The organism is Shewanella yunxiaonensis (assembly GCF_018223345.1).
GTDB classification, from domain to species: Bacteria; Pseudomonadota; Gammaproteobacteria; order Enterobacterales; family Shewanellaceae; genus Shewanella; species Shewanella yunxiaonensis.
In genome coordinates, this window is sequence record NZ_CP073587.1 from 1,410,514 (window position 1) to 1,424,520 (window position 14,007).

The 14,007-nt window shown below is 43.6% G+C and carries 10 protein-coding genes; 9 read left to right on the plus strand and 1 reads right to left on the minus strand.

Annotated elements, in window-relative coordinates; translation table 11 throughout:
• Positions 1 to 18: 18 nt before the first annotated feature.
• A complete protein-coding gene (locus KDN34_RS06575) occupies positions 19 to 1,842 on the plus strand; it encodes a bifunctional protein-serine/threonine kinase/phosphatase (protein WP_212596094.1) in 1,824 nt (607 codons plus the stop codon).
• Between the two features lie 196 nt (positions 1,843 to 2,038).
• On the opposite strand, the gene KDN34_RS06580 is transcribed toward KDN34_RS06575, so the two are convergent.
• Positions 2,039 to 2,545: a MarR family winged helix-turn-helix transcriptional regulator gene (locus KDN34_RS06580; RefSeq protein WP_212596095.1), complete on the minus strand. Its 507-nt coding sequence runs from the start codon at positions 2,543 to 2,545 to the stop codon at positions 2,039 to 2,041.
• Positions 2,546 to 3,088: 543 nt separating this feature from the next.
• Here KDN34_RS06580 and KDN34_RS06585 point away from each other — a divergent pair.
• The 8 genes from KDN34_RS06585 to KDN34_RS06620 all read left to right on the plus strand — a co-directional run bounded on the left by KDN34_RS06585 (position 3,089) and on the right by KDN34_RS06620 (position 13,912).
• Positions 3,089 to 4,633 carry an FAD-dependent oxidoreductase gene (locus KDN34_RS06585; RefSeq protein WP_212596096.1) on the plus strand — a complete coding sequence of 515 codons (1,545 nt, stop codon included), beginning with the start codon at positions 3,089 to 3,091 and terminating at the stop codon, positions 4,631 to 4,633.
• A 46-nt stretch (positions 4,634 to 4,679) separates the two neighbouring features.
• Positions 4,680 to 5,072, plus strand: coding sequence for a cytochrome c3 family protein (locus tag KDN34_RS06590; RefSeq protein ID WP_212596097.1), 393 nt, complete (start codon positions 4,680 to 4,682; stop codon positions 5,070 to 5,072).
• A gap of 157 nt (positions 5,073 to 5,229) precedes the next feature.
• Entirely contained in the window at positions 5,230 to 6,492 is a 1,263-nt protein-coding gene (locus KDN34_RS06595; protein ID WP_212596098.1) for an OprD family outer membrane porin, read from the plus strand.
• A gap of 1,151 nt (positions 6,493 to 7,643) precedes the next feature.
• Complete coding sequence (locus tag KDN34_RS06600) at positions 7,644 to 10,328, plus strand: molybdopterin-containing oxidoreductase family protein (RefSeq protein ID WP_212596099.1); 2,685 nt, start codon at positions 7,644 to 7,646, stop codon at positions 10,326 to 10,328.
• Positions 10,329 to 10,331: 3 nt separating this feature from the next.
• Positions 10,332 to 10,976: a 4Fe-4S dicluster domain-containing protein gene (locus KDN34_RS06605; protein WP_212596100.1), complete on the plus strand. Its 645-nt coding sequence runs from the start codon at positions 10,332 to 10,334 to the stop codon at positions 10,974 to 10,976.
• Positions 10,969 to 11,802, plus strand: coding sequence for a dimethyl sulfoxide reductase anchor subunit family protein (locus KDN34_RS06610; protein WP_212596101.1), 834 nt, complete (start codon positions 10,969 to 10,971; stop codon positions 11,800 to 11,802). Before KDN34_RS06605 ends, KDN34_RS06610 begins: the two co-directional genes overlap by 8 nt.
• A gap of 78 nt (positions 11,803 to 11,880) precedes the next feature.
• A protein-coding gene (locus KDN34_RS06615; protein WP_407695771.1) for an IS3 family transposase occupies positions 11,881 to 13,097 on the plus strand; the annotation gives its coding sequence in 2 pieces (ribosomal slippage) (positions 11,881 to 12,196 and positions 12,196 to 13,097; 1,218 coding nt in all).
• Positions 13,098 to 13,198: 101 nt separating this feature from the next.
• On the plus strand, positions 13,199 to 13,912 hold the full coding sequence (locus tag KDN34_RS06620; protein WP_212596102.1) for a TorD/DmsD family molecular chaperone: 714 nt from the start codon (positions 13,199 to 13,201) through the stop codon (positions 13,910 to 13,912).
• Positions 13,913 to 14,007: the final 95 nt, after the last annotated feature.

Consider the following 14,007-nt stretch of genomic DNA (forward strand, 5'->3'; position numbering starts at 1 on the left):
TCGGCATAAGGAACTTCCATGGTAAATGCTGCTACGTCCTTAACTGCACAATGCCCGACAACGACGCGCGATGCCGCTGACAACTTGCTCATTGAGCCGGGGTTGCCTGTCACCAGTGGGTTGCAACTATGGACTGGACAATGTTCGAGTGCAGGAGTGAAACCGCGAAACGAAGATGCTATCGGTATTCGTGTTCCGCAGGATGAGCTTTTACACAGCAAGGGCATAGCCGCAGTTATTTGTGATGGTGTAAGTGCCGCAGAGGCCGGGCAGCAAGCTGCCCGCGCCGCGGTAAGCAGTTTTCTCTCCGATTACTATTCAACGCCGCAGAGTTGGTCGGTGCAGACATCCAGCCAGCGGGTGCTAGCTGCTATCAACCAATGGCTACTAGGCCTTGGCCGCGATTTCCGTGAGGCCAGCCGCGGTTATGTCTGTACTTTTAGCGCGGCCATAGTCAAATCTTGCAGTCTGCATCTGTTGCATGTGGGCGATGCAAGAATTTATCTATGGCGTGAGGGCGAACTTAGTCAACTTACGCGTGATCATGCGTGTAGCAAGGGCGGGAAAGGCGGCGGGGTCTTTCTTACTCGAGCGCTGGGATTAGATCCCAAATTAGAAATCGATTACAGCTGTTTGCCGCTGCAGGTTGGCGATGGTTTGTTGCTGATGACCGATGGCATTTATGGGCATGTGCCGGACAAGATGATTGCCGAACATCTGCGACAACATCCGCGACAAGACGAGGAAGATTGTGGACATCTGTGTCGTTCGTTGGTGGAACTGGCATTAGCCGCTGAAAGCGATGACAACCTCAGCTGCCAATATCTGCAGGTAACGTCATTGCCTTCTATGGATAAAAACGACCTGTATTTAAGCCTTTCCAGCAAACCGTTTCCACCGCCCATGGCCATAGGACAGAAACTGGATGGTTATCGGGTGCGGCAAATACTGCATGAAAGCGAGCGCAGTCAGGTGTATCTGGTAGAAGATGCACAAGGCAAACTTGCGTGTATGAAGACCCCATCAGTGAACTACTTGGATGATGCCGCATACATTGAACGTTTTATGCAGGAAAGCTGGATTGGCAGCCGCATTCGCCATCGAAATGTGGTGGCATTGGTGGACCATGAGAAATCCAAATCTGCGCTGTATTACCTGACTGAATATTTAAATGGCCAGCCGCTCGACCGTTGGCTTGCAGCTAAAAAATGTGACCCAGAAACTACCTTGCATTTAGTGTCGCAGATGGAGGCTGGACTGCGAGCCTTGCATCGACGCGAGATGGTGCACCGCGATCTAAAGCCCGGCAATGTCATGGTGACTCACGATAAGCGTATCAAGTTGCTGGATTTTGGTTCCTGCTATGTCCGCGGTCTGGCTGAAATTGCCTCACCAATCGAGCGTGACCATATTCTCGGTACTGCTGACTATTCTGCGCCTGAGTTGTTGCTGGGGCACTCTGGCAATTTACAAAGCGATCTATTCTCGCTTGCCGTTATCACCTTTGAGATGCTCACCGGCAAACTGCCGTTTTATGGCAAACTTGCAGCGTGTCGCACTGCTAAGGATTTTGCCGCGCTTAAGTACCAACCTATTACTGAACTCGCACCAGAAGTGCCATCGTGGATGGACGCCGCGGTGCGCCGTGCGCTCAGTATTGATCCAGCAGAGCGCCAAACCGATACCCATGAGTTTTTTCATGAGCTGTCAACACCAGCGAGGGTTGTGGTCGCAGGGCAGTTTGTGCCGTTACTGCAACGTGATCCGTTGCGGTTTTTTAAGGTGGTTTGTGGGATTCAGGCGTTGGTGATTTTAGGGTTATTACTGGTGCTGTTGCGCTGATGCAACAAGGGCAATTGGAGCCAACCTATCAATTATGGATCAATTCAGCATTACAAGAACGGTACACACCTAATGATGTTGGCTAATCATCCCTCCAATACACTGTAATGATTTCTCCAAACTCTCCAGCGCCAGGCTTTGGCGAGTTTCAAATGAGTATTCACTTACTCATTCACTCGCTTTGCCAAAATCACCATTACCGTTCTTTCTCTAAAATATCCAACAATTCCTTTAGTAGTTCACAAAGGTGCTTTGTCTTCTCAGTCGAAAAATGCTGCCATGCCAGCAAATCATCCCTCGATTGAACAACCTCCATTGCTTTTTCCATAAGCAAGATACCTTTTTCTGTTAACTGTATGGGCTTTACTCTTTGGTCGCCTTCACTTTGAGGCCGAGTGATAAGTCCTCTGTCTTCTACAGACTTCAGAACCTTAGTAAGTCCTCCTGAACTCATCAAGAGCCGTGGATATAACTCGGAGGGCATCATTTGGTAAGGGAAATCAGAAAAACGTAATGTTGACACAACCTCAAATTCGGTTGTAGTCAGATTAAATTCTGCAAGTGTATTTTTGGCATTTTCGCTAAACAAACGACCAACTCTCTGCAAAGCTACTGTTGCAGCAAATTGGGGGGTCGCAACCTCGGGCCAGTGTTTCTCTGCTTTAGTTAGAAGTATTTCGTATGCTTTGGGATCTGTTTTCATAAATATCTTTGTAAAATATCTTCCAAGAAAGTTACACATCTCACATTATCTTTCTGGAAAGACATTAGTATGTTTTATCAGTTACCTTTCTAGAAAGATATGTGTTGCTAACTATCTTTCTAGGACGGAACAAACTGCGCCGATAATTATCTTCTAGTGAAAGATAATGGTTCATATTAAATTTATTTAACATGTTACTAAATTAACTGAGGCAAAACTATGTAAACATCCACGCTGAAATCTAATTCTGTCAATGGGTTAAATTTTTTAGTTTGACGCGCGCCAGATACTTAACAAGAAAATACTGAATAAAGCTTAACATATTCTGATTAGCTTTAGATGGGTAGATTTTGTCTTGTTTCTGGACATATTGCTAACGTTATTTTAGTTAAAAAATTAATCGTGAAAGACGTTGGTTAGCATTCTAATCATTAGGTCTGAATAATATATGCCTAACTAAATAAATGCAAATCAAGTCGCTCGATTCGACTATAAACCATAAGAATGAATAAATATTCGTTTTTACCAAAAGGGTGTTAGAACATGAAAAGACTGAGAATTACAATCTCCAGCGGGTTGTTTTTACTCGTTAGTCCTCTCTGTTTTGCTGCTGGAGCAGCAGACGTGAACTACGACGTTATCGTCGTTGGAGCAGGTGCTTCAGGAATGCCAGCCGCTCTGGCTGCGGAACAGGGCGGCGCGAAAGTTTTATTGTTAGAGCGTGGAAACTCTATCGGTGCTTCGCAGTTCTCCCGCGGTATGACAGGTGTAGATACCAAAATGCAGCGTGAGCGTGGTATGCATGTAACAAAAGACTACATCTTCAAAATGATGGAAGACTATACCCATCTGCTGTTCAACGCCAAGCTTGGCAAACTGGAAGTGAATGAATCAGCCAACACCATTGATTGGTTGAATAAAAACGGTGCCAATATCTATCTGCCCAAAGAAAACGGACAGTTGGCGCATGTTGGTAACGAACCCGTAATTTACCACCAATGGAATTCGCATGATTCTATTGCGGCATTAGGTAAAACCTTCCAAAAAGAGGGGGGGACCATCATGGTGAAAACCACGGGTCGTGACCTGATTAAAAATGCCGATGGGTCATTGGGTGGCGTCATTGCTGAACGTGAAGATGGCTCAAAAGTCGAATTGCACGGCAAAGCGGTTATCGTAGCCACTGGTGGTTTCTTGGGTAACCAGAAAATGTTGGATGAATTCGGCATTGTCGGCCACCCTATGGGTTGGTTATACAACGATGGTTCCGGCATTAAAATGTCCTGGAAATTTGGTGCTGCTAAAAAAGGTGAAAACATCACCGAATATCATGGTTCTGGTATCTGTACTCCGGACAATCGTGAGTCTGTCATATTTTCTGATTTAGAGCCGCTCGTCCGTATTCCAACGCTGTGGGTGGCGCCTAATGGCCAACGTTATTTTGACGAAGACAAGGTATATGACAACGCTTTGGTGGCAAATGCCCTGGTTCCGGTAGGTGGTCGTGGCTGGGTTATTTATGATCAAGCGACTATTGACCATTTTATGACTCACGAAACTGGTATGGTGGATTCCTTTGCCAATATTCGTCCTTATTTAAATAAAAAGGCCGATAAGCAGGCTGGTCCATTACCTCAATTACAACATTTCCTAGATTTAGCGGTTAAAGAGCAAAGCGCTTATAAGGGCAATACTCTTGAAGACTTAGCCAAAGCTGCTGGTTTTGATACCCCCCGCTTTGTACAACAAGTTAAAGACTACAACAGCTATGTTAAAACCGGCGTTGATGAACAGTTTGGTAAGTCTAAAAAAGACCTGATGTATTCAGTTAAGAAGGGCCCTTTCTATGCAGTAAACGTTACTGCCTATAACTTGACTACCATTGGCGGTGTCAAAGTTAACGAAAAACTGGAGGCCATTGATACTCATAATCACCCAATTCCTGGTCTCTATGCGGTAGGTAACATCGCCGGTGGTCTTTATTCTGATAGTTATATGTTGATCGAAGGGCTAACTGCTGGTTTTGCAACGACTTCCGGTCGTATGGCAGGTATCAACGCAGCTGAATGGATTAAAAGTCAGAAATAAGACGAATTAAACATTTAAGTCAAATTAAAAATCTAGGTAGATGAATATGAAAAAATTAATAACAGGTATATTTTTGTCCCTGTTTGCGATGGTCGCTGCATATAATGTTTCTGCTGCAGAAAAAAGCGACCAGTTTCTGGCTCAGAAACATATGGCAAAAGGATTAAAATGTACTTCTTGTCACGGTGACGCAAATAATCCAAAAATCGAAGCTGACCGTTGCTTAAAATGTCACGGTGGTTGGGATGCATTAGCCAAGAAAACATATAAACAATCTATTTATGCTGGTGGTTCAGGTTTATATTTGGATGATGCTAACCCACACGATAATCACTTGGGCCACATGTCTTGCGATAATTGTCATAAAGGACATAGCGAATCTAAAGAAGAAGATTCTGTATGTTATAAATGCCATACATTTGGTTGGAAAATACCTTAACTAATAACCGCTTATTTTAAATTTAAATAATAATTCCTTCCAATAAAAATTATTGGGATGGATAAGTGTTGTCAAAATTTAAATAGATAGATATTCCACTCACCGTTCAAATTGGTGAGTGGAATATACAAGCGATAACAATAATTCGCTGGAGATAATGATGAGAGCTAAATTCAGCTTTTTATTCAGTCTGACAATGTTGGCGGGCGTCATTCACAACGTCTATGCTGCAGACGCAGACTCGATTTCTGACATGTTCACTAAGGGGACCGTGAACGGTGAGTTGAAACTATACTCCTATAAACTGAAAACGGGGAGTGAGACGTCGGGTAGCGATACGGCATTAGGCGGCGTTGCTTATTTAAAAACAGCCAGTTACAACGGAGTTAGCTTGGGGATGACCTTTGCGTCTGCGAACCCGGTATTTAACGACCGTAACGATGCGGGCTACAATCTGCTGCAGGATAATGGTGACGGTCATCATCATGATGGCTACAACAAAATGCTGGAATACTACGTCCGAGGCAATTGGTACGACACGACTATCACGTGGGGCGCACAGGAAATCTTTACTCCGATGATGTGGCATGATTACTGTGAAATCTTGCCTAAAACTTATCGGGGTTTGTCGGTTATCAATCGCAGTGTCAAAGACCTAGAGCTGCATGCTTACTACATTACCGACTACTCTGGCTGGCATGATAGCGACTACAGCTCGTTGTCGGCGGCGTTGAGTGAAGATGGTCCAAGCAAGCCAATGGTAATACTGGGGGCAAGATATAATCTGCCTACCGAGAACCTCGGCTTCAAAACCAATGCCGAAGCCTGGACATATCACATGGAAGACTACATGGATATGAACTACTTCCGGGTCAAACTCAGTAAGCAGCTCGGCGATGTCAATGTATTTTTCATGCCGTCCTATGTCAGCCAGAAAGAAACCGGTAAAAAATATGCTGATGAGCATATTGATACCTACCAATATGGATTCGAATCAGGGATTAAATACAAAGACTTTTACACTGAATTTGAATGGACCAAAACCGGTGATACTGACTTCTTAGGCCCTTGGGGCTTTGGTCGTATCATTATGCAAGCCTATCAAACCTCTTTTGCTGCCAACGAAATCGCTCGCGGTGTAAAAACCGGTTACGATTTCAGCCGGGTTGGCATTAAAGGTTTAAGCGCCATGATTTGGTGGGCAAAATATAATCGCCCATTGAACCTGACGGTGTATCCGGGGGCAAACACTGAGGTCGATTACTTTGTGAAGTATGAATTTACTGACCAATTTAATAATGCACTGGATGGCTTGTCTGTCAGCCTCGCGTATCAGGATGTTGACTGGACTAACATGAACACCGGCTCGCAAGAGACTCGATTCCGAGTTAATTACAAATTCAGTTTTGGGGGTAAGTAACAAAACATCTGATTGCGACTCTTTTTCCGTTCCTTGTTGAAGTCGCGCTTACCAATCGTTGTATGCTGTTTTCTATTTCTCTGGGAACAGTATTTTCTAGCGCCCATTTGTGGGCGCTTTTTCTTTATAAAATTATTTATTTACTCTAAGTGACATAATTAATACAAATTTAATATACCGAACTGCTGCAGCTTCCAGAGCTGATGACCTCTAAGCAATTTGGAATGTCATCATTTTGATGACGTCAGCGAATCGATAAAAAATAGTAGATTAGTAGCGATTACCTCACTTTCTTTAGCAAAATTACCTTTTTTCATTCTCTCTATAATCTTGAACTATTTCTTTAGTAATTCACAAAGGTGTGCTGTCTTTTAGGTCGAAAAATATGGGAATACCAACATCAATAGCGTTGGATATAACTTAGATGGCATCATTTGGTAGGAAAAGTCAGAAAAAGTAATGTTTCTAAAAGCACAAATTCCGTTGAAGTCATATTGAATTATGCTAATGCATTGACGACCAATCCAAATCTACTGTTACAGCAAATTGGGACGATCTCACGATAACTATTTTAATAAACTCCGCTCTCGTTCGTACGGAGTAACTGTGCATGAATTGCCAAAATATGCGTAGTTACCTGTTTGCTATAGAAGCATGGTAAATGCAGTTTTGTTTGTTTTAAAAAACATTTTTAAAAAATAATATCTTCCAAGAAAGTTATGTAACTCACATTATCTTTCTAAAAAGATACTAGTATGTTGTTAATGATTAGCTTTCTGGAAAGATAATAGATGCTGAATAACCTTTTATATAGAATTTAAAAAGTCATGCAGCAGTTTAAATGGACATGTAATGCATATGAATCAATAAAATTAATTATATATAATTTAATAAAAATTAATATAAACAGTAGTTGATTAATTTAAGTGAATAATTAATTACGCCGCAATTCTATTGGCTGATCAAAATAAATTATTGACTAATACTTTCATTAGATTTTTATGAATTTAATTAATATCCTCACGGCGAGTTCATGAAGTTCATCATGGATAACATTCAGGCATGGAGGTTTATGGTCGGAAAAATTTTTAATAAAAATGCTATATAACCAATTTATAAATATTTAATTGAGTGAATTGTTAGGACATTTTATGAAACAATCTTTTTTTGATCGAAGAGATTTTTTAAAAGCCACTACAATCATCGGTGTTTCTGGTGCTTTAGGTCTGTCACTATCTGATGGTCTAATTCCAAAAGCTAAAGCCGAAACTCACGACGCCACTTCTGGTGTTGGTGGTGAAATAAAAATCGTCAAAACAAATTGTCGTGCTTGTATCCATAACTGCGGGGTTCTAGCCCACGTAAAAAATGGTCGGGTAGTCAAGCTAGAAGGTAACCCAGAATATCCTATGTCTAAAGGCACATTATGTGCTAAAGGACTCGCAGGCATCCAAGCGTTGTACAATCCTAACCGCAATAAATATCCTATGTTGCGTGTGGGTAAGCGAGGTGAAAATAAATGGAAACGTATCAGCTGGAATGATGCACTGCAAAAGTTAGCTGACACGTTAATGGATACTAGAGAAAAATACGGTGCTGAGGCTGTATTTTGTTCTACAGGCGGTGGTGGTAACCCACAATTTCCAAGTATTGCTCGTTTTTGTAATGCCTTTGGTACACCTAACTGGTTTGAACCAGGTTGCTCTCAGTGTTATCTCCCAAGAACATTAACTTGGGATTTAATGTACGGTGGTCCAGCCAGCAGTATTGCGGACTCTGAGGCGCTCGAGTTATACAGCAAAGACTCTAAAATTAAAACCTTAGTATTATGGGGCACAAGTGTGTCTTATAGCTGCCCTGCTGGTGGTGGTCGAATCTTAACAGAACTAAGAAGCAAGGGCGTACGCACGGTTTCTGTTGATCCAAGATTTACCCCCGACGCTGCTCGTGCAGATGTCTGGCTACCTATTCGTCCAGGTACCGATGTCGCCTTGATGTTGAGCTGGATCCGTTATGTAATCGCTAATAATCATTATGATAAAGACTTTGTCTTGAAATGGACAAACTTGCCATTTCTGGTTAATACAAAGACTCATATGCTGTTGCGTGCTTCTGAATTAGTATCAGATGGAGACAGCAATACATTTGTTATTTGGGATACTACATCTAAGTCTGCAAAGCCGTTGACTTATCCTTGGGATGAGAAGCTAATTCCTGCTTTGGAAGGCGAGTTTAATGTGGGCGGCGAAACTTATAAAACGGGCTTCCAGCTGCTAAAAGATCGTGTTGAACCATATACCCTAGAACATGCTGCTAAAATTTGTTGGCTTGAAAAAGATAAGATTGAACAAGCACTACAACTATATATTCAAGGCCCGTCTGGTATTTCTTTGGGGGTTGCAACAGATCAACATCCAAACTCCACTCAGGCAGCAATGTCTATTTGTATTCTTGACTCAATTATGGGGAACGTTGAAAAGCCCGGTGCACTGATGCAGCGGCGACCTCACAGCGGAACAATGGAACCTTCCACATATATTGTTCCAGAAGCCAGAAAACTATTAAGCGAAGAGCAACTCAATAAGCGTTTAGGTGCAATAGAACATAAAGGACTATTGCAATGGGGTGCAGCTCACATACCTACAGTTCTAAACGCAATTTTAACGGCCAAGCCATATCAACCACGGGTTTGGATTGAGCGTTCAGGGAATAAATTTGCTGTATTAGGAAATGCATCCTCTTGGCTTCCAGCAATAGATAAAGTTGATTTTATTGCACACATGTACATGTATCCAACGTCATTCTCCAGTTATGCAGACATGTTATTGCCAGCAGCCGAATGGCTTGAGACCAACATGTTGGTTGAATCATTAAATATGTTGTGTGGTCGCCAGGCTGTAACTCATACATGGGAAACCATGGATGAAACCTTGTTCTGGTCCAAATTGGCAAAACGGCTAGCAGATATGGGACATGAAAACTGCCAAAAGGCTTTTGATGCCGAGTTTATGGGACGAGATCTGCCTTACTGGAACACCATGGAAGAGCTGCTAGACGCGAGACTTAAGCCTTTGTCCATTACCTGGAAAGAGTTCATTAAGAAATCGCCGATGGAATTTATGCCGTATGACAAATGGCACCAGTATTATGTTTATAAACAAGTAGATCCAGAAACTGGTTTGCCTGTTGGATTTAGTACTCCATCCAAAAAACTTGAACTTTACGGTGAGCGCTTCATTGAGCTTGGTCGTACTGGACGCCCTTACGCTACCTATGACTTACCTCCGGCTTCGCAAGATTATGATGCTTTGCCGTATTACGCTGAACCTCATGAGAATCCGAATGCCGATGTTGGTAAAGAATTTCCATTGGTTATGACTAACGGGCGTTTGCCTATGTTCCATCACGGCACCTTGAGAAACGTTCCTTGGTTACGTGAAATCTACCCAGTCCCTGAGATTTGGATCAATCCGGTTGCTGCCAAAAAATATGGGGTTGAGCAATCCGATTGGGTTTGGGTTGAATCTCGGCGTGGCAAAACACAAGCCAAAGCTCGCGTGACAGAAGGGATAGCGCCCGGCACCGTTTATATGGAGCGTTTCTGGTTCCCTGAAACATTGAATACTGAAAGCCACGGCTGGAAAGAAATGAACGTCAACGTACTATCCAAAAACGATGCACCGTTTAATGACGTTTGTGGTACCTACACGTTGCGTGGGTATCAGGTGCGTGTCTACAAAGCAGATTCGGCACCTGAAGGTGTTTGGACAGAGCCGGAACAATTCGCTCCATGGCTACCAAATCCTTCAGACCCAACTCCAGAAGCGGAGGCTTAATCGATGGTACAAAAGACATTAGTGATCGATTTAGATCGCTGTATCGGTTGCTACTCCTGCGAAGTGGCATGCAAGCAAGAAAATAATGTGGCGCTCGGTGACTATTATGGGAAAGTGCTCACCGTTGGTCCCGTCGGAGAATTTCCTAACTTACAACAGTACTTTTTGCCAACAGTATGTCAGGAATGCCGCGACGCACCTTGCGTAAAAGTCTGCCCGACAGGTGCATCTTACAAGGCCGATGATGGAAGCATATTGATTGACAAGGAAAAATGTATTGGTTGCCGTTATTGCATGATGGCCTGCCCCTATGGCGCACGTTCTTTCAATGCTGAGGAAAAAGTGGTTGAGAAATGCACCATGTGTAAACACCTCACCGATGTAGGGGGCGAGCCCGCATGTGTCAAAGCGTGCCCGGCTCAGGCGAGGTTTTACGGTGACATCGACGATCCAAAGAGCATTGTTTCCCAAGTAGTTGCTAACGCAGGTGCTGAAAATGTGCACTCACTTCCTGATCGGGGAAATCACCCTACAGTGCGTTACATATTGCACAAAGAAAATGCTGAATGGCAGGCGATAGAACCAAAAGAAACCTGGCGGGAGTTTCACCAACCACCAAGAACTGAGGGAGAAAACAAAAATGGGTAATGAATGGGCATTAGTCTTTTTTACATCCTTTGTCGCATTAGGAGCTGGCACCTTTATGGCAGTAGGCTTTAACGAATGGCGGGGTTTTGATCCTAAAGTTCGTTGGTCAGGAGCCGTTGCAGCCATTATTCTGCTTTCACTTGGTGGTTTTTCGAGTGTGATGCATTTAGGCCATCCGGAACGGATCTTTGGTGCCTTGGGACACCCAACATCAGGGATTTTCATGGAATCTTCCATGATTGGACTGACGGCGTTATGCATTGTGGCCTACTTAGTGGCATTGAAACGTAACGCGGCTCTAGGCACTTTGAGATTTATTGCCTCCGTTGGTGTCGTGCTGGCCGCTATCCTCGCTTTTGCCGTGGGAGATTCCTATATCATGGGTGCTCGCCCGGCATGGGATACCTTGATTTTACCGTTGATATACCTAATGACAGCTGTGGTGGCTGCATGCTTTGCGTATAACATCATGCACAAGCCAAACCTGTCTGTTGGCGATTCTATTACTACTAAGTCACTGACCCTGTTAGCCTTATTAGTTATGGCGGTATTAATCATTGCTTATGTGGTTCATATTTCATCTGACGATTTCCCGGACTACAGTCGGTCTGCAACACGGATATTGTCAGGCGATCTGGCGCCATTGTTCTGGGCAGGTATCGTGCTAGTTGGCATTGTTATCCCCGCGATATTGGCATTGATTAAACCTGCAAACAATTCACGTTCAACCTTAGCCATAATTGCACTGGTGTGTGTGTTTATTGGCGCAATTTCATTCCGTCTGATGATGTTCAAGCTAGGTACATCTGTTTGGCAATTCTTCTAAGACATTGTAATAGCCCCCAATTAAAACGGACACTCATTAGTTAAGCGATAGGCTTAGACCTATCTTTAAGGAGTGTCTATGGAACGTATTGAAATTATTACTGGCGAACAACGTCGCCGTCGTTATACTCCGCAAGAAAAAGCAAAGTTCGTTGCCATGACTATGCAGCCGGGCTATTCGGTTTCGCTGGTTGCCAGGCAAAACGGCATAACCCCGAGTCTATTGTTTAAGTGGAAAAAGCTCATGCAAGATGGTGGTATGTCTGCTATCCAGTCTGGTGACGAAGTCGTCAGTGCTGCAGACCATAAGGCGCTTCAAAAGAAAGTGAAACAGCTTGAGCAGTTGCTCGGCCGTAAAACGATGGAAACCGAAATTCTAAAAGAGGCGCTGGAGATAGCCCAGTCAAAAAAGTTGATATCGCGCATGCCATTGCTACCACCGGACGATTCCCTGTCCTCCGAGTAGCTGCGGCTCTTGGCGTGTCGCGTTCGAACTTATACCAACGTTTGTCCGTGCGCCGAGAAGGCCGCTCAGTACGCTACAACAAGGCTGATGATGCGCTGTTATTGCCGTTAATAATCGACATCTGCGAGGAGCGTGAAAGCAACGGCTATCGCCGGATTACTGCGCATTTAAATCGCCAGTTGAAAGCAGAGCAGCATGTAATTACGCGAGTGAATCCAAAACGCGTCTATCGCCTGATGCAACAAAACAACTTGCTGTTACGCAAACATACCGGTCGTGTAAGTGAGCACCGCGCTCATGACGGTCAGGTTATTACGTTGCACCCAAACACTCGCTGGTGCTCAGATGGCTTTGAAATAACGTGCTGGAACAAAGAAAAAGTGCGCGTGGCATTTAGCTTAGATTGCTGTGATCGTGAAATTATGAGTTATGTAGCCACAACGACGGGTATCCGCGCTGACATGGTTCAAGACATTTTGGTTGAAAGCATGGAACAGCGCTTCGGAGATGTCCGAGAGTTGCCACATACCGTCGAATGGTTAACCGATAATGGCAGTTGTTATATCGCCGAAGAAACACGGCAGTTCGCCAAGTCACTCGGTTTTAAGGTGTGCACGACGCCAGTTAGAAGCCCGCAAAGCAATGGCATGGCAGAAGCTTTCGTGAAGACGTTTAAACGAGATTATGTATACCTGAACGACCGTCCAGACGCAGCCACGGTGCTTGCAAAGCTCGCTGAATGGTTTGACGATTACAACAATTACCACCCACACAGTGGATTGAAAATGATGTCACCTAGAGAGTATCGAGCTCTTAAAGTGGCGAGTTAAGCTGTCCGTTTTGGTGGGGGCAACTACAGACATTAACTATGTGGTAACTGATAGCAGGGAGTTATTCACTCCCTGCTATATAAAAAGAAAAGGAATATAAGATGGATCAGAATGCGGAATATGCAATGCTCATTGGTAATCGTGAAGAGCTATATCTATTGCTAGGGCGCTTATACAAGTTAGAAGTGGATGAATCATTACTAGAAAGACTGGCCGAAATGCAGTTTCCTAAAAATAGTGGTGACGCCGAGCTCAATGAGGGATATCAACTACTTACCAATTATCTAAAACATCAAAAAAACGAGACCGATCTGGCGGTTGACTATGCCAGAGTTTTTTTAGGTGCTGGCATCTATTCAGGTTTAGTGGCTCACCCCTATGAGTCAGTCTATACCAGCCCAGAAAGACTCGTTATGCAAGAGGCATGGGTAGATGTGGTAGCGACATACCATGCTAATGGATTAGATAAAGCAGCATCACTGGATATTCCAGAGGATCATATAGCATTGGAGTGTGAGTTTATGGCGTATCTTTGCCATAAAATTCAACAAGCGATGTCGAAGGATGACTGGTCAACAATTACCCGTGCCATTGATACCCAAAAAGAATTTTTGCAAAAACACTTACTCAATTGGGTTCCTAACTTCTGTGAAGATATTCAGCGATGTGCTTCCAGCGATTTTTATAAAGCTGTCGCTAAGATAACTGATCGGTTTTTAAAACTGGATCTGGATATCTTGGAAGAATTGAGCCCGAGCACAGCGGTCTTGGTAAACCCAGACTACCAGAACGAACAATTAAACGTTCGTATTTAGTCACCATTTCAGAGTAAGGAAACTCAGTACAAGCGCTTATCACGTGACGCTTTATTGCTGAGCAGTGCCAATATGAAAAGTCCGCAACAATCTGC